We start from the raw sequence: 21,797 nt of genomic DNA, 5'->3' as shown, positions 1-21,797 counted from the left end.
CCATTATTCCCAACTAGGGAGAGTAGAAGGTCTTCCCCTTATCAACTCGTCAATCGCGTAGCGCATCAGCCACGTCTTCTTGTATAATCTCGAATGGTAAGTTCAATGGTCGGGATACCGTTGAACTTATCTATCTTGGGAGAGAAAGCAAAACGCATGGTGGAACCGATGAGTTCGGAACCGAGTTCTTCAGCCATGCGCCATGCCTTGGCGGGCATTTTGCGGGTCTTTTCAAGATCGGTGACGGTAAGTTTTACGTGTGCCTTGCCCATGGGCCTGCGTTCCAGAACTTCCACCGGAGGGGTGGTGAAGACAGGTTCCGGGTTGCCCATACCGAACGGCTGCATGAGCTCAAGCTCCTTGAGCAGCACGTAATCAATATTTTCCAGCGGCAATTCACGGTCAACCTTGAGCGAAGCCTTAAGCGGCTCAGAACCGATCTTATCAATAACCGCCTGATCAAAACGCTCCCGAAATTCGGGAAGAAACTCAGCTTTGAAAGACATCCCGGCTGCCAGCTTATGGCCACCGAAGTTAAGGAAAAGCTCGGACATGGTGGTCAGGCCTTCGTGAATATGAAATTCCTTAATGGAACGGGCCGATCCTTTGACGACTCCGTTCTCCTCACAAAGCATAACGGTGGGGCGATAAAATTTTTCTACTACGCGGGAAGCCACAATACCGATGATCCCCGGATGCCAGCTTTTTGAATAAAGCACCAATCCGGCCCGGTTATCCCTCTTGATATGCTCCTCAGCCTGAGCAAGTGCTTCCTGCAAAATACGGTCTTCTTCAGCACGGCGCTCGGTGTTCAAATCATCCAGAACCTTGGCAATAGGCCTAGCGGTTTCCATATCTTCGGCCATGAGCAACTGAAGCGCCCTGCCAGGATCACCCATACGCCCGGAAGCATTGATACGCGGAGCCAGCCCGAAACCGACCTGTCCGGCACCGATAGCTGCAAACATGTCATAGCCACTGACTACCTTGAGCGCGGCCAGACCGGGACGCTTGGCTTCTTTGAGCAAGAGCAGCCCGTTCTTGACCAGAATGCGGTTCTGGCCCTGAAGTTCCACCACGTCTGCAATGGTGCCGAGAGCTACGAAATCAAGATAAGCGCGCACATCCGCAGGATCACCGGGCAACAGCCTGTTCAGCTGTGCCATGAGCATGAAAGCCACGCCAACACCTGCCAAAGTCGCACATTGGCACTCTTCGAAGGTCTGTCCGTTATATTCTGTGAGCCGGGGGTTGCAAATAGCTGCAGCAGGAGGAAGCTCTTCACCGGGAAGATGGTGGTCGGAAACAACAACGGTCATACCCAGCTCGTTGGCTGCGGCAATTTCAGCGTTGTTGGTAATCCCGCAGTCCACGGTCAAAAGCAGAGTTATGCCCTGTTCATGTAATTTCCTGATTCCATCCACATTGAGGCCGTAGCCTTCTTCCAGACGGTTGGGCAGATAGTGGTCGCATTCGTAACCACGATCGGCAAGAAAAGTCTTAACCACAGCGGTAGAGGTTACGCCATCAACGTCGTAGTCGCCCCAGACGGCCATTTTCTTGCCTGCTGCAAGCCCATCAGCCAGAACCTGAGCCGCCAACTCCAGTCCGGGGATTTCCGTGGGACGGCAGAGGTTGCGCAGACCGGGAGAAAGAAAAAGATCCATATCTTCACGGCTCTGAAAACCACGATTCCAAAGGATTTCCGCAAGCAGTTCGGTAATACCGAGTTCATCAGCAATAGCAGGTATGGAGGAGGGAAGTTCCTCCTCACTTCTAAGCTTCCAGATTTTAGGCAATTGGTGGCTCCGTGGATTTTCAGGCTAGAAATCTATCTCAAGATCTATGATGGGACCGTCTTTCTCTTGTTTCTTCTCAAAGGCTTCAATATCAATATTAAGAGTATCTTCTTCGTCTGAAATATAACCGATGCCTTTAAGATAGGACCAGAACATAAGTCCCTCTTCCAATTCAGGATTCAACTTCAGAGATTTCTTTATGTACTTGATGCAACTATCAAAGCTGCCTTTCTCGTAATAGGCACGGGCAATATTCAAGCAGAGATTCTCGTCATGCTTACTGATCTCTTCAGCCTTGTGATAATACTCAAGAGCCTGCTCGATCATTCCGTTGCGGCGCAGGTTGATACCGAAATCATTGAACAGGTGTTTATGCTGCGGCTCGTAAATGGCTCCGATATCCACCAGTCTGCGGAAGACATCCTCGGCACGGGAGGTTTCCCCGCGCTCGAGGTAGGTCAAACCGAGGCCGAAATTGGCCCGCACATTTTCTTCGTCCACATCAATGGCGTGCCCGAACTCATACTCTGCGCTATAGCTTTCGCCATTAGCGCGATGCCCTTCCCCTCGCTTAATGGAGCCGTTCAGGGCATCCATACTGGGCCGCACAAATTGGGCATAATACTCCGGTTCCGGATTATAATGATCGAGAAACTTATCCCGTTCAACTGTCATCTTCGGCCCGGAAGGGACATTATTGCTGTTCAGTGGCTGCACTTCCAACGCACCGGTACTCTGCTCTTCCACAAACCAGTAAGTCTTTTGTACGGACTGGCGGGTGGTGGTTCCGGTACCGACGGTTGATTCGGTACTGGACGAGAACACTCCGGAAATTCGGCTGGCAGCCATAACAACCTCCCTTAAGAATTCATTTCAGCTACTATCCTGCGTGCAGCTTCAGCCGGACTTTCTGCTCCGGTAATGGGCCTGCCGACAACAAGGAAGTTGGAACCGCGATCCACGGCCTGAGACGGGGTAACAACCCTGCGCTGATCATCAGAAACTGAAGCGGGACGGATGCCCGGAGTCAGGGCCAGAAAATCCTTGCCGCATTTTTCCTTGATGGCTTCCACTTCCAGCCCGGAGCAGACCACACCGTCAAGCCCTGCCTGAGATGAGGCCAGAGCCAGATCGAGAACCGCAGCCCCCAGTCCATCAGGAACCGGGAAGGGAATATCATCTTCGTCCATGCTGGTCAGGATGGTAATAGCCATGAGCAGCGGTCCTGCTTCACCCCCTGCTCCTTCAGCGCGGCCTTCGCGTGCTGCAATGGCCATACGCTCACCGCCCAGTGCGTGCAGACTGAGCATATCGGCTCCGGCACGGGTTGCGGAACGAACTGCACCTTTAACAGTATTGGGAATGTCAAAAAATTTCAGGTCCACAAAAACCTTGAAACCCATTTCTTTAAAACGGGTAATAATCTCAGGTCCTTCAGCGCAGAAAAGTTCAAGACCGACTTTCACCCAAGGGGCTACTCCGCGTACTTTTTCAGCCATTTCAATAGCACTCTGCGCATCTTTAAAATCAAGGGCTACTACTAATTCAGACATATTACTCCCAAGTGCTTAAAATACTTTCAAGAAGTCCCGGATTGCTGCAGGGACGATTTTTTCCGGCAAGATAAATAGCCTTCAGTTCGGAATAAGCTTTGTCCAGATCATCATTAACGATCCAATATTCAAACTTCGGCGCGGAGGCCATTTCTTTCATGGCATTCATCATGCGGCGGTTGATGACATGCACAGTATCGGTGTTGCGCCCTTCAAGACGCTTGCGCAATTCACCGTAGGACGGTGGCATCAGGAAGACAAAAATCCCATCAGGCATTGATTCCATCAGCTGCATGCACCCCTGAAAATCAATGTCGAAAAGGATATCCATGCCCTTGAAGAGCATCTTTTCAACCGGTTCTTTCGGAGTGCCGTAAAAATTGCCATGAACCTCAGCCCATTCCGCAAATTCCCCGGCTTCAAGTTTTTCGTTGAATTGATCAACGCTGAGGAAAAAATAATCCTTACCGTCCTCTTCACCTTCACGAGGGTCACGTGTGGTGCAGGAAATTGAAAAGCCGATCCGAGGAAACTCTTCGCGCAGTTTTTTTACCAGCGTACTTTTTCCAGTACCGGACGGAGCGCAGAGAACCAGCACCTGCCCTTTTTTCTCCGGGATACGTCGATCAGTCATTATCAACCTCCTCGGAAGTATAGCGGTGCCCGATGGTTTCCGCCTGAATTGCCGAAAGGATGACATGATTGGAGTCAGTAACAATAATTGAACGGGTTTTACGGCCCTGAGTTGCGTCTACCAACCGCCCTTCCTGTCTGGCATCCTCACGCAGTCTACGCATGGGGGAAGAGGAAGGGTTGACGATGGTTATCACGCGGCTTGAAACCACGAAGTTACCAAAACCGATATTTAATAATGTCTGCTTCTGCATTTTACCGGATTACTCAATGTTTTGGACCTGTTCACGGCACTTTTCAAGCTCGGCCTTGAACTCGACCACAATCCTGCTTACTTCGAAATCCTGACACTTGTTACCACAGGTGTTGATTTCCCTGAAAGTTTCCTGCAGCAGGAAATCAAGGCGCTTACCGGCGTCCTTGTTGTTGCGCAAAACTTCGAAGATACGCTCAAGGTGGGCATCAAGTCTGGTAATTTCTTCGGAAACATCCAGCTTGTCGGTCAGGATAGCAACTTCCTGCACCATGCGGTCTTCAATGTATTCCGCGCCCAGATTTTCCATGTTTCCTTTCACACGCTCAATCAAAGACTCGCGTTTGGTCTCAAGAATTTCAGGAACCTTAACTTTTACCTTCTCGGTATATTCCTTGAGCAGGGTGAAACGCTCTTCAAGGTCGCGAACAAGGTCTTCGCCTTCGTCTTCTCTGGACTCCTTCCAGTTTGCCAGCGCTTTTTCCAGACCTTCGCTGATGGACTTTGCCATCTGCGGATCTGGTTCACTGGAAGCATCGCGCCAGATACCGGAAATATTGAACAGACGGTTATAGTCCGGAGTAAATTCCACGCCGTCGGCAGCAGCCATTTCTTTAAGCTGATCAACCATGGCTTTGGCCTGCAACTGGTTCAGGCTGATGCCCAGCAGTTCAGTGCTGAAAACTTCAAGGTTCAGAGAGAGGTCCACACGACCGCGGGAACCGTATTTACGGACAATCTTTTCCCAACGGGATTCATAACCGCGCAGGGAGTTGGGCAGACGCCATTTCAGGTCCAGAAAACGGGAGTTAACACTGCGGATTTCCCAAACATGGCTCCATTTGTCTTCTGTGGTCTCAGCGCGACCAAAACCGGTCATACTTACGGGCATTTATTGCTCCTTGGCCTCCGGCGGCTCTCCTAGGTCCAAATTTTTTTCAAAAAATTTCTCTGGACTCTTCAAAAACTTTAATAGGCTTCGCCGGGGTAAATTAAATTATTTTATTTCTACCAGCATGCTGTCTTTGTCAGCACGTACGGGTTTTACTTCTACTAAATCGCGGGGCACTTTATTTTCGAATCCTTCCTCCAGAATACAGGTGGAATAAAATTCACAAATGCCCTTGTTCTTATTTTGAAAAAGGACTTTCAATGAGTCCATTTCTAAAATTTTCAGCAGGAATTCCTGCTTCTTTTCTTCGACCAGCTCACGCAGAATCCGGCCCCTTTCCTTCTTTGTCGGGCCGTCCAACTGCCCCTTCATGGAAGCGGCTGCGGTGCCCGGACGTATAGAGTACGGAAAAACGTGCGCATAAGAAAGAGGAAGTTTACGGCAAAATTCAAGCGTATTATTGAATTCTTCCTCTGTTTCACCGGGAAAACCGGTCAAAATATCCGCTCCAAGCCCAAAAACAGGCCATATGTCCTTAAGCTTGTCCAGAAAGACCAGCACGTCTTCAGGCTTGTAATGGCCTCGGCCCATGCGCTTAAGGACCTGCCGATCACCGCTTTGCAGGGAAAGATGCAGCTGCGGGCAGATCAGCTTAGAATTGGCAAAAATTTCCAACGCCCGTTCTTTAAGCTGCCCCGGTTCAAGGGAACTGATGCGCAACCTCGCACGCCCTCCCCACTCTGAGCCGAACTCATCTTCAATACGCTCCATGAGATCCCAGAAATCAATCTTCTCTTCAAACTCACGGCCGTAATGGCTCAAGTTAATACCGCTTATGATCATCTCGCGGAATCCTGCCTCAAGCAGACGACCGATTTCTTTGAGTACATCATCCGCAGCGCGGCTCACACTCGGCCCTCTGGTAATCGGTACGATGCAGTAGGTACAGCGATGGGAACAGCCGTCCTGAACTTTGACCACCGCCCTTGAGCGTTCGTAGTCATCAATTTCAAAAGGCTGGAAAAATGTTTTGTCGTCAGCAGTTTCAGGCCCATGTTCAAGCTTGAGGAGCTCAAATTTACGTTCCTGCGGGATTACGTCGGCAACTCCGGGAAGTTCTGCCAGTTCCTTGGCAAAAACCTGAGCCGCGCATCCGGCGATAATTATTTTCCCTTCCGGGTTGCGGCGGTTAATACCACGCACAGTCTGGCGCAAATCACGCAGCGCCGCTTGAGTTACAGCGCAGGAGTTAATAATAATCTCGTGGGCCTCGGCATCATTTTCGGCCTGTTCATAGCCCATGCGCAGCCAGCGTTCGCGCACAGATTCGCTTTCGTATTGGTTGATCTTACAACCTAAAGTGGTGATCCAGAATTTTTTCATTACCGTATCCATATTATCCGCCCCTTTTAACATGGAGCCTTAAGATATAAAACTATTACTTTTTATGTTGGGTACTGCGCTTTTTGCGAACATCTTTATCTGGAACTGGCGCGGAGAAATCAGGCTTGGGAGCATTGTAATTAAAGGTATCCAGATAAAAAAGTTCCAGTCCGTAACCGAGTGATTCTTCAATCTCGGCAAGCCGTGCCTTATCTTCATCCGCAACAAAAGTATAAGCTGTGCCCTTGGCATCAGCCCGTCCGGTCCTGCCGGTACGGTGGACAAAAATTTCCACATTGTCCGGCATATCGTAATTTATCACGTGGGAAATATTGGAACAATCAATGCCCCGCGCAGCAAGATCGGTTGCGACAAGCACAGTAAAATCACCGAATTTGAAACCATTAAGAGTGCGGTTACGCTTGCTCTGGGAAAGATCACCATGCAGATCCGCAGCAGCCAGACCGCCCTTGGCCAGACGCTGGGCAAGTCTTCTGGCCCAACGTTTTGTACGGACAAAGACCAATACCCGATTAAACTCAATTTCCTTGAGCAGGACTTTGAGAAAGCTCTGCTTCAAATGCAGGGGAACCGGACAGCTGTATTGGCTGACCCCGTCCGCACTGACTGTAACTGCCACCCGTACAACTTCAGGATCATGCAAAATATTCTTGGAAAGATCGTTGATTTCATCGGGCATGGTAGCGGAGAACATCAGATTCTGCCGCTCGTCAGGCAACTTCGCGAGCACTTTTTCAACTTCATCCATGAACCCCATATCGAGCATACGGTCAGCTTCATCAAGGATCAGGGTATCCACATGGGAAAAGTCGATTTCCTCACGCTCCAACAGATCGAGCAGCCTTCCGGGAGTGGCATTGACCACAGTGACTTTCTTTACTTCCTTGGCCTGCTTGCCGATCCCGGCACCGCCACAAACAGCAGCGCTGCGGATTCCGGTCTGCCGTCCCAATTCTATGAATGTCTCATGAGTCTGCATGGCCAGTTCTCGGGTAGGCGAAAGAACCAGAACCCTCACCGGACCGCGCTTATCAGCTTCTGCAGCCAGCAACCGTTGCAGCACTGGCAATGCAAAAGCAGCTGTCTTGCCCGTTCCGGTCTGGGCCAAGCCCATGACATCGCGCCCCTGAAGCACGGCAGGAATAGCCTTTAACTGTACAGGGGTCGGAACCTCGTATCCGGCACTACGGATGCCCGAAACAAGGCGCATGTCAAATTTAAACTGGTCGAAACTCAAACAGGACTCCATTAAAATTAAAAATAAAAAAAAGCGCGCCCCTTGCGAGGCGCGCGAATCATTATATATTTATGATGTCGTGTAAAGAGCTGAATCTACCACCTGCGCGGCAGCCTGCGCTGTGCCCATTCTGAAAGATAAGGCAACAATTCCTCGCCCAGCTGATGGAGTGGAACAATATTTCCTTCGATTATGATGCCTTGCGGAAACAAGTTCATATCGTGATATTCTCTGGGACCCTGAAAGGCTGTATTTTTAGCCAGCAGGACAGATACATTCATATCCTTACAGAAAGCAATCAATCCTTCAGGGAAGAAAGCGGCATCCTTGATGTTTTTGCCGAGAGTGCGAAACAATGTTCTACAAATCGAGACAAAATGTTCGCGTCGCAAAGGCTGATGCATAGCTGCCACGGTCTCGTTGGAGACAAAAGTTACGACCTTATTGATCAAGGGTTCGTAATTCTTCGCATCACGGGCATCGCCGAGGATAATTTCAGCAATGCCGAGTTCCTTGAAAATCTTGTAGCTCTGCAGACCCACCATTTTATCGTACTCAATACCGTACAGGGTGATGTTCTTGAAGCCGTTGCGGCGGGCATGGATGTGCTGGGCAAGGAGCAGAATTCCGGTTCCGGTTCCGATGTCCAAACCAACATACTCATCCTGTTCAAAGAGCTTGGGAGATATTTTCTGAGTCACGATAGAACGAATAATGTGACTGGTCTTGGTGATATCCGCAAGCATGCGTAAGGAAAAAGACCACTGGCGCAGGTAATTCATAAGCTCAATATCATCATTAGGTTCATTGAGACTGCGGTGGCGACTGAACATTTCACACAGCTTACTGACTTCATCAAGGGGAACAGGTTTATCAAAACCGCCCTTATGCACATAGCAATAGAAAAACTTGAGCACCATTCCCATGATCATGGAATCAGAAATCCGGACAGAAGGATCACTCATGCGGTCCACGTCATCCAGCAGTGGGCTGTCAGTATATAACGATGGATCAATAACCATCTCTTCCGGATCAATTAGCGCATGGTGAATATTACCCATCTCAACTGTGCTTTGTTCCTGCATTTCAACACTCCTTGCGAACATCATATATTAGAATCATGGAGGCATGCTTTACCTACCCAACCGAAGAATGCACAGACCGTTCCCATTTGTTAAGAAAGGTAATTTCTCTATATAAAAAAAGTCTAGAAACTTATGTAAAAACCCTTTTTTTATTAAACTAATTAATTTTAACACTGCATAAAAAAAGGCCGTTTTCAAAGCTGAAAACGGCCTTTGCAGGCAAAAAATACCATTCCATTCAGGCGGCAAAAAATGACACCTGACTATTGCATAACTCAGAATCTGCGAAACGATCCTTCCCCGGAATATTTAGCCCTGATTCTATCCACAACTTCACGGTGGGCTTTAAATGGGTTCAATGGTTCGGCCTTCTCGGCAATGGCAGTAAGATCATGCTGGGAGAATCTCTCAATATGAAGGTTATATCCTTTGATCATGAGATTTTCCAGATTCACACTATCCAGCACGTTGTAGGCCAGAAGTGTTTCAAGGGCGCGCTCATCGCCGTTCATCTCATACTCATTCCAAAGCAGCACAGCGAAATAACCGTCCAGCCCTGCAGCATCACCGCGATCCATACCAAAATAGCGCTCAATACCTTTCAGGCCCCCGGTAATCCCCAGAGAGCGGAAAACAAACCGCAGGTCAATATGGGCGGCTTTAATCTTGATACCGAAATATTTTTCAATGAACGGCACATCGAAACATTTACCGTTAAAGCTGACTATAAGCGGATAACGGGCGATTTCTTCTTCGAAATCATAAAGATTCCTGCCCTGAACATAAGTTTTTATCTCTTTACCGTTCCAAAGTGCGATGGTGGTAATATCGCAACTATGAGCATCAGTACCGGTAGTTTCGATATCAATATACGCCACATTATCTCGGAAATGAGAATACATCCGCCACTGGTCGGAAGCAGGAAGGCGGTCAGCAAACCAGTTAGCATCATACTCTTCAAGCTTCTGCTTCGATTCACCGCAGCCTTTTTCCAATTCATCCATTTTTGCATCGGAAAGGGGTGCGGCAACTCCATCAAGAATGTCGCTCCAGCTATTCGCTCCAGCCTGCCAGATTTTGGCTTCTGTTGTGCTTCCAATTCCCTTGAGATGACAAAAAGTTCTTTCGAGCATTTAAAAACAGCCCTGTTTTTAATGTAGTTAATCTAAGCGGACAAGGTGTCCTTTTATATGGGTTTCCGATAGAATCACCGGAATAATAACCCTACGTCAGGGAGAGGATTAGCCGTAATATCCCTCTTAGTCCAGCAATTACGTAACATTGACATTAAACTGCCACTGATCATACATATATAGATGGTAAAAATATTTACACCATAATAATAGTCGCTATGGAAAATTTGACAATGGAAAAAATTAATTTTCAATACATCATCGATATGATTCAGGCAGAAGTAATAGCTCCTGCCAAAAAAATTCTCACCACTCTGCCACAGGAGTCCCTTTACCTGATTCTTTCGGTAGCTGGTCTGCTTGCACTGCTGGCCGCTATTTTCGCTTTTCTACTGCTACGCCCCAAACCCAAGAGGCAACAGAAGCCCCAAGGCCCCAGAGATTTTGTTCAATTTTTCCAAAACAGTGGAACGATCATGGATATTGCCGCAGCCGCTGAGCATGAAAATGTGCTTGGACGGGGTGTTCTTACTGCGGTGAAGCCCGACCATATGCGTGTCGAAATTATCGAGGAAAACGGAATTTCGCGCCTCAGCCCTACAGCAGAACTGATACTTATGTTTCCTCCGGAACAAAGCGCAGCCGGAAAGGTAAACTCCTTCAGGTCAACCATAGACTCCATTGAATGCGAGACCGGCAACTGCGGCAGAATGGTCCTGAGCCCTCCAGTTAAATTTTCACTAATCAAAAGACGCCGCCACAAACGCAAACGCGTCATCGACCAGCAGTTCATCAGGGTTAAGCTCTGGCTAGGCAAACCGAACAATGATGACACCACATTTACGGACCGGATTCCGGACCTAGCAGTCAATTCATATGACCCCCGCTCCACCGGACACGAAGACAATCAGGTAATCAACATTTCAAATGGAGGTATCGGGGTCGGTGCGTCTCCCGGTCTTGTGGAATCTAAATTCAACATTGATGATGACGTGCTGATCAGTATCTTTATGTTCAATTTCCGGCAGAAAGTTTTCAAGCCGTACTGGTATGCGGGAAAAATTAGATCCATGGAAAACATGGACGGTCAAACCTGCCGGGTAGGTGTTGAATTCACCTGCACCGGAAAGATGCGCGATGAAAATGAACAGAATATTGACTGGGCCAAGATGGCGCTGAAATAATGAAGAATAAAACCTCGCCCAAAAAAACAGGAGTTTGGTTTATAGACCAAGCTCCTGTTTTTTTGGCTGCCTTACAGCTGTAATTCCCACAATTCCTCAGTAAGATGCTGTCCCCATATTTCATGAGTTTTAGTCTTACTGACTTCAAAACCGAACTGACCATATAGTTTCCGGGCAACTTGAAGATTTTCGACAGTCCATAAGATTATTTTTTTATAATTCCTGCTCCTGCAAAACTCCACAGCCTCACTAAGCAATTTCTTACCTATACCATTCCCCCTGAGGTGCGGGTCGACTAAAAACCAGCGCAATTGGGCAACCTCATCATCAACCATAACAATCGCGATAAACGCAACCGGAGTTGTCCCTTCTTCCACAACCCACAAATACTCTTTTCCCGAATTATAATTCAGGACGAATTCAGACAGGGCAGAAGCGACATAGGCGTCAAAAGTCACATCAAAACCATATCGTTCCGAATAGAATGCGGCATGCTTATATGCGATAATCCCGATATCTCCAGATTTATGAGGGCGAATGACCAGAGTTTCCCGTGAAGACTTACCGGAATTAAAAATTCTCTCAATATCCCCCATCGCCGCAACAAGCTGTTTCTGCTGTTCAGAATCAGCATGGCTCAATGATTCCTTGATCTGAGAATTTGACAAATCCTGCAATCTTGCAAGCTCAACCTCTCCAGCAGATGTAAGAGAAACATATTGTCTGCGCGAATCATCGGAAGATTTCTTTTTGACGATCAATCCCTTTTTCTCAAATCTGCTCAGCAGCCTGCTTAGATATGCAGGGTCAAGCATAAGCTCATTTGATAAATCCTTTGCTACAGCCATTTCAACCTGCCCCAGCTCAAACAAAACGCGCCCCTCTGCCAGAGAATACTCGGACTTGAGCAACTTACTGTGCAGCAAACCTAAAACCTGAGTATAAAATCTATTAAAACTCCGAACTCTTTCAACATAATCCTGCTTGACTGTCATATTGATCACCTGCTTATTTAGTAAATTCAGCTATGACCCTGCATATTTTATTTGACTCAGTCAACTAATTTAGTTGACTGAGTCAAATAAAATAAAAACAACTCCCCAATAACCCAAAAATCCCCCGCCGACTCAGTCAGCGGGGGATAATTGTACCGTGGTTACGCAGAAGGACAGTATTATGTATCGTCCTGCAATCTATCCAACCTTGTTAATATAGCGATTGGCAATCAAGGGGGTGCCGCGTGCGACACTGCCGTACCCCTTGAAGCGGGTACTTTCCTTCTTAACCCGCCCTATGTCCTGCCGCAACGATGCATGGAGTTTCTTGGCCTCCGCAGTAAGCTGCCCCTGCAGGTTCTTGAGCTTGTTAAGCTTTTCCAGAATTTCATCCAGACTCACGCTCTCTTTCGTTTCCAGAGCCTTATCGGTGAGAACACCTCTCCTTTCTGCGGCATCAAAGGCATCGTCCACCTCGCCCGCCACAAGAAATCTCAACTCTTCATATCCGATTTCAAGAGCCTGATCCAGAAGTTCCAAGGTTTGGGCCATAGCAGTTACCTCTTGGCTACCTCCCGGAGATCCTCACGAATGATGGAGATAACAGTCTTCCATTTCTCAACAGAAGGCAGGAATTCATATTCAAGCAAATCAGCCAGTAAAATCCAGTCCTCGTTTTCAAGGACTTCGGTCATTTCAGTGAAAAGACCGGAAAAATCTTCCACGACCTTTTCGAAATCATCACTCTGTTTAATAGAAAAATGATCGCGCAGGTTACCGACCATGCCAAGGAAATCCCTGACAACATCAAGAAGATCCTGATAGAGTTCAAGGGCTTCAGCATCGTCTGCCTGTCTGAAAAGTTCAGCAACCTGCTTGCCGCCGCCGGCCATGATGTTCACAACCTTATAAAGTTCAAGAGTAATGGCAGTAGCCATTTCAACAGCGGATGCGCTGATGATTTCAAGGCTGTCGATTTCGGATGTTTCAATATCTTCCGACTGGTTGGGGTAAATTTCACTGAAAGGTTCATTGTTAACCTTAACGTCGGTTACAATGCGGTCATCAAGGTGGCCGTCTTCCATCACCTTGTCAAAAACCTGCTCAAGATTTTCAAAGCTTCTGATATCGAGATCAGTTTTGGTTCCATCAATAACGATCATAATGACTCTCCTCCTAAATTAGGTACGTAATTTTTTCCGGTTGGTCCGGTACACCCCATTTAATACAAGAGTCATGCCAATATTATTCAATAGAAGCAGACATAGCTCCTACCAATGCCATATACCGATTCAACTGATCCATAACCCCTTCCATACTTTCATGGGTTCTGGATTCGATCATCCACATGGAGGAAAGCACTGAAAGCTCAGGACACGATGACAATATATCCTGTATTTTTTGCAGGTTAGCTAAAAACTTCATTTTCATGGCTTCAATAGGATCGACCTGAAGGATCACTACCTGTTTGCTCAGTAAAAAGAGAACATCCCGACAGCTGTTAAGCGCACTGAGCAGTCTGGTCCGCAAATCAGGAGAGAACTCCATTTTGGGAAGTTCTGCTGCAACAAGTTCGTCACCGTCAAGAAAACGACGGTAAAGTTCACGCTGCAAAATAATCCACTTATGCCGATCACTTTGTGTATGACCGGAAAGAGAAGTCAGGGAAATCATCCCCCTTTCATCATGCCCGGTAAGGTAGGCACGCACTCCCCTGTTTTCAATGCGGGGCCACTCTCCACTATCAATAAAAGAAGATACAGCATCAAAAACGACATCAGGTTCAACTTCCCGGCGGCAGATATTTTCATAAGCGCACTTCTTACCAAATGGACAGGGATGGCAATCAAGATCAGGCTCAAAACAGCACAGGTTTGCAGCAGCAGGACCAGTGTCCCACGGCTGTGCAGTTGCGAGAAAAATAGCCGCCAGCGGAGTACCGGACCCGGCAGCGAGGTGCATTGTTCCGGTATCGTTGGTCACCAGCAGGTCTAATCGGCGCAGGACTGCCGCAAGCTCCGGCAGGGATGTCCCTCCCATAAGATTTACGGACGGAAATTCAGCTCCCTGCAGAATACGCTCACCCAACATCTTCTCGCCTTCAGTACCAAGCAGAACCGGGACCAATCGCTTTTCCTTCCACAGCCTGCGGCCAAGCTTCCTGAAATGCTCAACCGGCCACCGCCTGCGGTCCTCACTGGCTCCGGGTTGAAAGCCAACAAAACCCTTTGCTCCGGGAGCAGGATTCTCCAGCATTTTCAGGGCCGCAACCTTCATTTCCGGTGCAGGGTCAGCCAGTTCAAAAGGTGCGGGCCGATTAATTCCGGCGACTTTGCAGAAGAGATCAACCACATTAAAAGGACTGGAGCCGCGGTTGGCGGACGCCATTTGCAGAAATTCGGCCCAGCTGGAAGTGTCGGCATTGAATCCGAAATCGTCCATGGCAAAACCGCGAACTTCACGCCCCCTACCCAGCCTGAGGGTAATCAACCGCGCTGAAACGGATGGGGTCAGGTTTATTACCAGTGCCGGATCAAACGATTCTTCAATTTCGGTGCAATATGATTCAAATACATTAATTGCCTCGCGCCAGTCCCGGTCAAGAGAAGCCAAAAGAGAGGCTCCGGGCAGTGAAAAAGTCCGAGCCACATTGCGCAGGAGCTGGGTAGCCCCGGCAAAATTTTTCAAACACATAACCCCGACTTCGTAGCCCTGATCAGCAAGGGCAGTGATTACCGGCTGGGTCTGTAAAAGATCTCCGAATCGGGTAAGATTTATGACTAGCGCTTTCATGAAAGATGCCTCCGGCAGCCCTTCGTAAGGTTTATTTGTTATCTTTTTAAGGGTATACCTTAACTACGCAGACAACGCTACTCACAGCAAACGGTATCTTCTGCGGGTAAACGGCACAAACTTTCCGCCAAACGGTTTTTACTCCCGCTAAGTGATTTTCTGCCGCCGTTTATCGAAAAGCATGTGCAGGCAAACGGAAAAATGTATATAACTCTAGACATCCGGTAATAATTTTCTGCTGACACATGCACTTTAAAAAAGACCTCAGGAGGCCACCTCATGACTGAAGAACACAAAATTGAAAGTCTCTCCAAAGAGAACAGACTCTTTAATCCTCCTGCCGATTTTCCCGGCGCATGCGTGAAAAGCCTTGAAGAATACAAAGCCATCTATGACCGTTCCATCAACGACATGGAAGGATTCTGGGCCGAACGCGCTGACGAACTGCTCACATGGGACAAGAAGTGGGATAACGTTCTTGATTATGATTTCGACAAACCGGAAATCAAATGGTTTGAAGGCGGCAAGCTCAATGCGTCCGCCAACTGCCTTGACCGCCACATTGAAAACGGCCGTCGCAACAAGGCCGCACTCATCTGGCAGGGCGAGGAAGACCATGAAGTAAAAGTCTATACTTACGACATGCTCCACCGCGAAGTATGCCGCTTTGCCAACGTGCTCAAAAAACTGGGCGTGCAGAAAGGAGACCGAGTATCCATTTACCTGCCCATGATCCCGGAACTGGCTATCGCAATGCTGGCTTGTACCCGAATCGGCGCACCCCATTCCATCATTTTCGCAGGCTTCAGCTCCAACAGTCTGCGTGACCGCATCAACGACTGCGGCGCAAAAGTACACATCACCGGTGACGGCGTTCTGCGCGGCGGTAGAAAAATCCCGCTCAAGCCCAACTCCGATGAAGCACTCAAGGAGTGCCCCTCTGTTGAGCAGTGCATTGTCGTTCCTAGAGCCAACAATGAAATTGAAATAGTTGAAGGCCGTGACCTCCTCTGGGCCGAACTCATGGAAGACCCGGAAATCACCGACAACTGCCCCTACGAACTGATGGATTCCGAAGATCCGCTCTTCATCCTCTACACCTCAGGCAGTACCGGTAAACCCAAGGGAGTTTTCCACACCACCGGCGGCTATATGACTTACGCAGCCCATACCTGCCAATGGGTCTTTGATCTTAAAGATGATGATGTTCACTGGTGCACCGCCGATATCGGCTGGGTAACCGGACATTCATACATTGTATACGGACCGCTGGCCCTCGGTGCTACCAGCATCATGTTTGAATCCGTGCCGACCTACCCGGACCCGGCAAGATTCTGGCAGGTCTGCGAAAAATTCAGGGTAAATATTTTCTACACCGCTCCTACCGCAATCCGTGCACTCATGCGCGAAGGCGACCAGTGGACCAAGAAATACGATCTCTCCAGCCTGCGCATTCTCGGCACGGTTGGTGAGCCCATCAACCCCGAAGCATGGATGTGGTACCACGAAAATATCGGTGACGAAAAACTGCCCATCGTTGATACCTGGTGGCAAACAGAAACAGGCGGACATATTCTTTCTCCCCTGCCGTATGCCACCCCGCTTAAACCAGGTTCAGCAACCCTCCCGCTGCCAGGTATTGATGCGGCAATTGTGGACCGCCACGGCGAAGAAGTCGGTCCCAACGAAGGCGGCTTCCTCGTTATCCGTAAACCGTGGCCCGGTATGCTGCGCGGAGTCTGGGGCAACAAACAACGCTTCAAAGAGCAATACTTTCAGGGCTTCCCCGGCGTATACGAATCCGGCGACGGAGCACGCAGGGATGAAGACGGATACTTCTGGATCATGGGCCGTGTAGATGACGTTATCAACGTTTCCGGCCACAGGCTGGGTACTGCAGAAATCGAATCCGCACTGGTTTCCCACCCGGCAGTTTCAGAAGCAGCTGTTGTAGGTATGCCTCATGAGGTTAAAGGCCAGTCCATCTACGCCTATGTAACCCTCAAGGCTGAATACGATGAGGACGATGATCTGATCAAAGACCTGCGTATGCACGTCCGCAAAGAAATCGGCCCTCTGGCAGCACCGGAAGTAATCCAGTTTGCTCCCTCCCTGCCCAAGACCCGCAGCGGTAAGATCATGCGCCGAATCCTGCGCAAGATCGTTGAAGGCGACACTTCGAACCTCGGCGACACTTCGACACTGGCTGATCCTTCAGTAGTGACCGATCTCATCGAAGGTTATGAAGAAATAATGAATCCATAAGTATGGCAAAAGGTGCCCGGAAGTTGCCCGGTTCTATTCAGGACCGGGCAATAGTTCAGCAGCTCTAACCATACGAAATAGGCTGTCGATAACAGCCTGACCGGATGAGACCGGGATATACGAAAAATGCTTCTATCTATTGTGGAAGGTGGCTATGGAAGCATCGCATATTCCGGTCTATTTTTTTGCCCCCGCTCTTGCAAATACAATCCATGCTGTTACCATGAGAAATAATTATCTCAGTACACTTAGTGCAGGAGTATGCAATGCGGCGAGAAATCGAACAGATATTTTATGGTGAACCGGTTCACGAAGGTGCCGGAGTAAAACTGCATCGGGCCTTCGGATATTTTGAAGCCTCCCTTTTCGACCCTTTCCTTATGCTTGATGACTTTCGGTCCGACAATCCTGGAGATTATTTAAAAGGCTTCCCGTGGCATCCGCACCGGGGTATTGAAACCATCACCTACCTCTTGAAAGGGGATGTTGAACACGGGGACAGTCTCGGCAATACGGCAGTTACCGGGGCCGGAAGCGTTCAGTGGATGACTGCGGGCAGCGGAATCATCCATCAGGAAATGCCCAAGGGCGATAAAAACGGTTCAATGCACGGATTTCAACTCTGGGCCAATTTAAGCTCCGAAAACAAAATGACCGATCCTGAATACCGGGAAATCCCATCCCAAGACATCCCGGTCATTAATCGTGAAGACGGCACAAGCATCAAAATTATTGCCGGAAAGGTAGACGGGGCAAAAGGTCCGGCCAAAGGCATCGGCATTGACCCGGAATATCTGGATGTAACAGTTCCCGCAGGACTTGAATTTATCCACCCCACCAAGCGGGAATACACCGCCTTTGTTTATATCACCGCAGGCAATGGAACTGTTAACGGACAGAAAGTTGAAAACAGGTCACTTGTGCTTTTCGATGAAGGCGACGAACTGGCAGTCAAGGCAGGCAACAGCACGATCAGTTTCCTCTTGCTGACCGGAAAACCGATTAATGAAATGATTTACTGGCGCGGTCCTATTGTCATGCATACTGCGGAAGAGTTGGACAAAGCTTTTCAGGAATATAAGAACGGAACTTTTATTAAACACCCTAAACCACAAGGATTATAAAATGGAATTCCCACAAATTCTGGAAAAACGGAGAGCGGTAAACTACTTCGACCCGACACGTGATGTTGATCAAAAACTGTTGGAGAAAATCATTGAGCAGGCAGGCAACGCACCATCAAGCTACAATTTGCAGCCTTGGAAACTGAAAGTTATACGTGACATGGATCGGAAAAAGGCTCTTCGTGCACTAGCCTTTGATCAGCCCAAAGTAACCGAAGCTCCGGTAATCCTCATAGTACTTGCTGACCGCGATGGGTGGAAGCTGGAAAACCCCACTGTTGAAAATGTTTTCAACAATTTCGTCGCATCAGGAAAAATGCAGACAGAACAAAAAGGATGGTTCGCCGGAGTAACTCAAGGCTTATACGGTCGTGATGAAATGGCAGCACAAGCCTTTGCCAACAAAAACACCGGGCTGTTTGCAATGTCGCTGATGTACGCAGCCACTGCCAACGGTCTGGAATCCCATCCCATGGACGGCTTCGACCTTCAAGGGGTGCGCAAGGAGTTCAACATACCTGAGAATTATTGGATTCCCATGCTTATAGCTATCGGCTACCTGAACCCCGGAACAGAAATTCATCCCAAGGGCTGGCGGCAATCATTTGCGGATATAGTTATCGATTAACATAATACTCCCGAAAAACACCCATAAACGGAGTAAATCAAGGGGCAAACGGCAAAAAGACAAAGCAACACAAGAAAAACACAATTCAAACTCCCGTTCACCGAAAATAGAATGCACCAATAAACCAGTCATGCTTTTATGACTACACGGATAAGGAGAACAGCAGAAATACCCGGATTGGAAAAAACACATAACACTACTATATCGGGGGACGAAATGAGTGACACAAAAGTGATGAACAGATGGTTTGCCGTAGTTGGTGCAGTGCTGATGCAATTGGCACTCGGTGCAATCTACGCATGGTCGGTATTCACCCCATCACTGGTTGCGGCTGGATGGAACAAATTCCAGACTCAGGCTGTATTTTCCATCGCGCTGGTCAGTTTTGCCATCTCCATGGTATGGGCAGGTAAAAAACTCGCTCAGTGGGGGCCCATGAAACTCTCTTTCCTCAGTGCGCTCGTACTGGGAGCTGGTTACGCTCTTGCAGGTCTCATCGGCGGCACAAGCTTTACCGCTATCTGTCTCTTCATCGGTCTCATCGGCGGCGCAGGAATCGGCCTTGGTTACGTGGTTCCCATTGCCGTCGGCATGCGCTGGTTCCCTGATAAGAAAGGATTTATCACCGGTCTGGCTGTAGCCGGATTCGGCTTCGGTGCCATGGCATGGGTTAAACTGGCCGGGGCATGGGGCAACCTGATCGCCTCAATCGGCCTTTCCTCCACCTTCTCAGTATATGGAGTTCTCTTTTGCCTGATGATCGCAGCAGGCGGGATCTTTATGCGCTTTCCCCCGGAAGGCTGGGCACCTGAGGGCTACCACCCTGAAACTAACGCTGCAGCCGCAAACGATGCTGAAGAAGAAAATTTCAGCACCACTGAAATGCTCCGCACTCCGCAATTCTACCTCATTTTCGTCACTTTCACCTTCAGTGCGGCAGCAGGTCTCATGTCAATCGGACTTATGAAACTCTACCCCATGGAAGCTTTGCAGGCATCCGGACACAGCATGGCTGAAGCAAGTGCCATTGCCGGTACAGCCATGGCTGTCTTCTTCAGCCTCGCAAACGGACTGGGACGCATCATCTGGGGTAGCCTGAGTGATAAACTGGGCCGCAAACGCTCCATCCTGCTCATGACCGCCATTCAAGGCGCGACCCTGCTGACCTTCACTACCATGGCCGGAAACGCATTCCTGCTCTACGTAGGTGCAACTATCATCGGCTTTAACTTCGGCGGAAACTTTGCCCTGTTCCCCACCATCACTGCCGATACATTCGGCACCAAAAGCGTGGGACAGAACTATCCGTATATCTTCCTTGCATACGGCGCAGGCGGAATCGGCGGCCCCCTGCTTGGCGGAGTTCTCGGCGATATGGGCAACTTCCCGATGGCCTTCACCATCTGCGGAGTCTGCTGCTTCATCGGTGCTGCAGCCATCGCAATGATCAAGAAACCGAACAGAAGCTTCGACGCCAATCCCGAAACAACATAAAGACATTTCATCAGGGCATTGAGTTCAGCTCATCTCTGAAGAAACTCCTTACGGAAGTACAACTCATTTAACTTCCGTACCCCCTAAAAACTCCCCGCGTTGTGTGGGGAGTTTTTTACTTTGGGGTCCATCTGCTATTGAAATTAAACAGTGAACTGCATACCATCACTATTCGAACATAGGAGTTACAAATGCCAAACCGCTGCCCATGGGCACAACACGAACTCGAAATAACTTACCACGATACCGAGTGGGGAGTTCCCCTGCATGACGACCGGCACCATTTTGAATTCATTATTCTTGAAGGAGCGCAGGCCGGACTTTCATGGCTGACCGTCTTGAAAAAACGCGAGAACTACCGCCAAGCATTCTCCGGTTTCAATCCTGAAATCGTTGCCCGCTTTGATGAAAATGACATTGAACGGTTACGGCAGAATGAAGGAATCATCCGCAACAAGCTCAAGATTAATTCCGCTGTGCGTAATGCCCTGGCATTTCTAGATATTCAAAAAGAATTCGGAAGCTTTGATGCTTACATATGGCAGTTCACGGGCGGAAAGACGATCCAGAACAAATGGCAATCACTGGAAGAAGTTCCTGCCAAAACCCCGGAAGCTGAAGCCATGAGCGAGGATTTAAAGAAAAGGGGATTCAATTTCGTAGGCCCGACAATCTGCTACGCATACATGCAGGCCACCGGAATGGTTAACGATCACCTTGTAAGCTGCTTCCGCCATAAAGAATTGCTTACTGCCGAATAAGACTCATTGAAATATCCCCTTCAATTTATGCTTCATATACGCCCTAATCCTTGACACACCGGACTTCAGGCACTAATTCTTACAAGTTGCCCGAAAGCGCAACCGCAAACCGGAACCGGATTTAATAAAACCCGTCCGGTCTTTTTTTTCTAATGAAATTTTAACAGGCCTAACGCGCCGAATTTCGCGCAGCCTGACAAGGAGAATTCTAATGGCGTACGATGTAAAGCTTTTCAAACTCATCAACGGCGACATGGTTATCGGTAAGTGGGACGAAGCAAATGACAAAATCAACGACCCCGCAGTACTCCAGACCGTACCCTCCCAGCAGGGCGTGCAGATGATGATCCTGCCTTTCGGCTATCCTTTCGATAACGAAATCGAAGGCGAAATCGAAGGCCGCCACATTCTCTACACCTACAAGAACTGTCCCGAAGATATTTCCACCAAATACCTTGAAGCTTCCAGCAACCTGACCCTCTCCACCAGCGGGCTCGGCGGCATGGCCTCAGGCATGGGCGGCGGTAACATCTCCGACATTTCCGAACTGCTGAAAAAATAATT

21 protein-coding genes are annotated in these 21,797 nt (G+C 48.7%); 7 read left to right on the top strand and 14 right to left on the bottom strand.

Annotated elements, in window-relative coordinates:
* Positions 1-65: 65 nt before the first annotated feature.
* From recJ to ACKU40_RS01325, 10 genes are all read right to left on the bottom strand, one after another.
* Complete coding sequence (gene recJ, locus ACKU40_RS01370) at positions 66-1,799, bottom strand: single-stranded-DNA-specific exonuclease RecJ (RefSeq protein ID WP_320174753.1); 1,734 nt, start codon at positions 1,797-1,799, stop codon at positions 66-68.
* 24 nt (positions 1,800-1,823) lie between these two features.
* Positions 1,824-2,648, bottom strand: coding sequence for a tetratricopeptide repeat protein (locus ACKU40_RS01365; protein ID WP_320174752.1), 825 nt, complete (start codon positions 2,646-2,648; stop codon positions 1,824-1,826).
* An 11-nt stretch (positions 2,649-2,659) separates the two neighbouring features.
* Positions 2,660-3,352 (bottom strand): orotidine-5'-phosphate decarboxylase, encoded by a 693-nt coding sequence (pyrF, locus tag ACKU40_RS01360; protein WP_320174751.1) that lies wholly within the window; start codon positions 3,350-3,352, stop codon positions 2,660-2,662.
* A 1-nt stretch (position 3,353) separates the two neighbouring features.
* Complete coding sequence (gmk, locus tag ACKU40_RS01355) at positions 3,354-3,986, bottom strand: guanylate kinase (RefSeq protein ID WP_320174750.1); 633 nt, start codon at positions 3,984-3,986, stop codon at positions 3,354-3,356.
* On the bottom strand, positions 3,979-4,239 hold the full coding sequence (locus ACKU40_RS01350; protein WP_320174749.1) for a DUF370 domain-containing protein: 261 nt from the start codon (positions 4,237-4,239) through the stop codon (positions 3,979-3,981). The genes gmk and ACKU40_RS01350 overlap by 8 nt, the downstream gene beginning before the upstream one ends.
* A 9-nt stretch (positions 4,240-4,248) precedes the next feature.
* Positions 4,249-5,130: a YicC/YloC family endoribonuclease gene (locus tag ACKU40_RS01345; protein WP_320174748.1), complete on the bottom strand. Its 882-nt coding sequence runs from the start codon at positions 5,128-5,130 to the stop codon at positions 4,249-4,251.
* A 105-nt stretch (positions 5,131-5,235) separates the two neighbouring features.
* On the bottom strand, positions 5,236-6,513 hold the full coding sequence (mtaB, locus tag ACKU40_RS01340) for a tRNA (N(6)-L-threonylcarbamoyladenosine(37)-C(2))-methylthiotransferase MtaB (RefSeq protein ID WP_320174747.1): 1,278 nt from the start codon (positions 6,511-6,513) through the stop codon (positions 5,236-5,238).
* Positions 6,514-6,568: 55 nt separating this feature from the next.
* Complete coding sequence (locus ACKU40_RS01335; protein ID WP_320174746.1) at positions 6,569-7,771, bottom strand: DEAD/DEAH box helicase; 1,203 nt, start codon at positions 7,769-7,771, stop codon at positions 6,569-6,571.
* 95 nt (positions 7,772-7,866) lie between these two features.
* Positions 7,867-8,856, bottom strand: coding sequence for a class I SAM-dependent methyltransferase (locus ACKU40_RS01330; protein ID WP_320174745.1), 990 nt, complete (start codon positions 8,854-8,856; stop codon positions 7,867-7,869).
* Positions 8,857-9,131: 275 nt separating this feature from the next.
* Entirely contained in the window at positions 9,132-9,989 is an 858-nt protein-coding gene (locus tag ACKU40_RS01325) for a ribonuclease H-like domain-containing protein (RefSeq protein WP_320174744.1), read from the bottom strand.
* 233 nt (positions 9,990-10,222) lie between these two features.
* On the opposite strand from ACKU40_RS01325, the gene ACKU40_RS01320 reads away from it, so the two are divergent.
* Positions 10,223-11,173 (top strand): PilZ domain-containing protein, encoded by a 951-nt coding sequence (locus tag ACKU40_RS01320; RefSeq protein ID WP_320174743.1) that lies wholly within the window; start codon positions 10,223-10,225, stop codon positions 11,171-11,173.
* 71 nt (positions 11,174-11,244) lie between these two features.
* On the opposite strand, the gene ACKU40_RS01315 is transcribed toward ACKU40_RS01320, so the two are convergent.
* The 4 genes from ACKU40_RS01315 to ACKU40_RS01300 form a co-directional block, all read right to left on the bottom strand.
* On the bottom strand, positions 11,245-12,168 hold the full coding sequence (locus ACKU40_RS01315; protein WP_320174742.1) for a helix-turn-helix domain-containing GNAT family N-acetyltransferase: 924 nt from the start codon (positions 12,166-12,168) through the stop codon (positions 11,245-11,247).
* 198 nt (positions 12,169-12,366) lie between these two features.
* Entirely contained in the window at positions 12,367-12,720 is a 354-nt protein-coding gene (locus tag ACKU40_RS01310; RefSeq protein ID WP_015852694.1) for a hypothetical protein, read from the bottom strand.
* A gap of 5 nt (positions 12,721-12,725) precedes the next feature.
* On the bottom strand, positions 12,726-13,331 hold the full coding sequence (locus ACKU40_RS01305) for a hypothetical protein (RefSeq protein WP_320174741.1): 606 nt from the start codon (positions 13,329-13,331) through the stop codon (positions 12,726-12,728).
* A gap of 82 nt (positions 13,332-13,413) precedes the next feature.
* Positions 13,414-14,961 carry a glycosyltransferase family 9 protein gene (locus tag ACKU40_RS01300; protein ID WP_320174740.1) on the bottom strand — a complete coding sequence of 516 codons (1,548 nt, stop codon included), beginning with the start codon at positions 14,959-14,961 and terminating at the stop codon, positions 13,414-13,416.
* 279 nt (positions 14,962-15,240) lie between these two features.
* Between ACKU40_RS01300 and acs the strand changes: the two genes are divergently transcribed.
* The 6 genes from acs (at position 15,241) to ACKU40_RS01270 (ending at position 21,795) form a co-directional block, all read left to right on the top strand.
* Entirely contained in the window at positions 15,241-17,226 is a 1,986-nt protein-coding gene (acs, locus tag ACKU40_RS01295; RefSeq protein WP_320174739.1) for an acetate--CoA ligase, read from the top strand.
* A gap of 266 nt (positions 17,227-17,492) precedes the next feature.
* Complete coding sequence (locus tag ACKU40_RS01290; RefSeq protein WP_320174738.1) at positions 17,493-18,350, top strand: pirin family protein; 858 nt, start codon at positions 17,493-17,495, stop codon at positions 18,348-18,350.
* Between the two features lies 1 nt (position 18,351).
* Complete coding sequence (locus ACKU40_RS01285; RefSeq protein ID WP_320174737.1) at positions 18,352-18,978, top strand: nitroreductase family protein; 627 nt, start codon at positions 18,352-18,354, stop codon at positions 18,976-18,978.
* A 216-nt stretch (positions 18,979-19,194) separates the two neighbouring features.
* Positions 19,195-20,472: an OFA family MFS transporter gene (locus ACKU40_RS01280; protein WP_320174736.1), complete on the top strand. Its 1,278-nt coding sequence runs from the start codon at positions 19,195-19,197 to the stop codon at positions 20,470-20,472.
* A 191-nt stretch (positions 20,473-20,663) separates the two neighbouring features.
* Positions 20,664-21,233: a DNA-3-methyladenine glycosylase I gene (locus tag ACKU40_RS01275; protein WP_320174735.1), complete on the top strand. Its 570-nt coding sequence runs from the start codon at positions 20,664-20,666 to the stop codon at positions 21,231-21,233.
* A 211-nt stretch (positions 21,234-21,444) separates the two neighbouring features.
* Entirely contained in the window at positions 21,445-21,795 is a 351-nt protein-coding gene (locus ACKU40_RS01270) for a hypothetical protein (RefSeq protein WP_320174734.1), read from the top strand.
* Positions 21,796-21,797 lie beyond the last annotated feature (2 nt).

The sequence above is a fragment of the Maridesulfovibrio sp. genome, assembly GCF_963666665.1.
GTDB lineage: Bacteria > Desulfobacterota > Desulfovibrionia > Desulfovibrionales > Desulfovibrionaceae > Maridesulfovibrio.
The sequence above is the reverse complement of the archived record's forward strand: the minus strand, read 5'-3'. Positions and strand labels throughout refer to the sequence as shown.

Coding starts and splice junctions, on each gene's coding strand:
- ACKU40_RS01365 (WP_320174752.1), bottom strand. CDS start 2,648: ATGGCTGCCAGCCGAATTTCCGGAGTGTTCTCGTCCAGTACCGAATCA.
- pyrF (WP_320174751.1), bottom strand. CDS start 3,352: ATGTCTGAATTAGTAGTAGCCCTTGATTTTAAAGATGCGCAGAGTGCT.
- gmk (WP_320174750.1), bottom strand. CDS start 3,986: ATGACTGATCGACGTATCCCGGAGAAAAAAGGGCAGGTGCTGGTTCTC.
- ACKU40_RS01350 (WP_320174749.1), bottom strand. CDS start 4,239: ATGCAGAAGCAGACATTATTAAATATCGGTTTTGGTAACTTCGTGGTT.
- ACKU40_RS01345 (WP_320174748.1), bottom strand. CDS start 5,130: ATGCCCGTAAGTATGACCGGTTTTGGTCGCGCTGAGACCACAGAAGAC.
- mtaB (WP_320174747.1), bottom strand. CDS start 6,513: ATGAAAAAATTCTGGATCACCACTTTAGGTTGTAAGATCAACCAATAC.
- ACKU40_RS01330 (WP_320174745.1), bottom strand. CDS start 8,856: ATGCAGGAACAAAGCACAGTTGAGATGGGTAATATTCACCATGCGCTA.
- ACKU40_RS01325 (WP_320174744.1), bottom strand. CDS start 9,989: ATGCTCGAAAGAACTTTTTGTCATCTCAAGGGAATTGGAAGCACAACA.
- ACKU40_RS01320 (WP_320174743.1), top strand. CDS start 10,223: ATGGAAAAAATTAATTTTCAATACATCATCGATATGATTCAGGCAGAA.
- ACKU40_RS01315 (WP_320174742.1), bottom strand. CDS start 12,168: ATGACAGTCAAGCAGGATTATGTTGAAAGAGTTCGGAGTTTTAATAGA.
- ACKU40_RS01310 (WP_015852694.1), bottom strand. CDS start 12,720: ATGGCCCAAACCTTGGAACTTCTGGATCAGGCTCTTGAAATCGGATAT.
- ACKU40_RS01305 (WP_320174741.1), bottom strand. CDS start 13,331: ATGATCGTTATTGATGGAACCAAAACTGATCTCGATATCAGAAGCTTT.
- ACKU40_RS01300 (WP_320174740.1), bottom strand. CDS start 14,961: ATGAAAGCGCTAGTCATAAATCTTACCCGATTCGGAGATCTTTTACAG.
- acs (WP_320174739.1), top strand. CDS start 15,241: ATGACTGAAGAACACAAAATTGAAAGTCTCTCCAAAGAGAACAGACTC.
- ACKU40_RS01290 (WP_320174738.1), top strand. CDS start 17,493: ATGCGGCGAGAAATCGAACAGATATTTTATGGTGAACCGGTTCACGAA.
- ACKU40_RS01285 (WP_320174737.1), top strand. CDS start 18,352: ATGGAATTCCCACAAATTCTGGAAAAACGGAGAGCGGTAAACTACTTC.
- ACKU40_RS01280 (WP_320174736.1), top strand. CDS start 19,195: ATGAGTGACACAAAAGTGATGAACAGATGGTTTGCCGTAGTTGGTGCA.
- ACKU40_RS01275 (WP_320174735.1), top strand. CDS start 20,664: ATGCCAAACCGCTGCCCATGGGCACAACACGAACTCGAAATAACTTAC.
- ACKU40_RS01270 (WP_320174734.1), top strand. CDS start 21,445: ATGGCGTACGATGTAAAGCTTTTCAAACTCATCAACGGCGACATGGTT.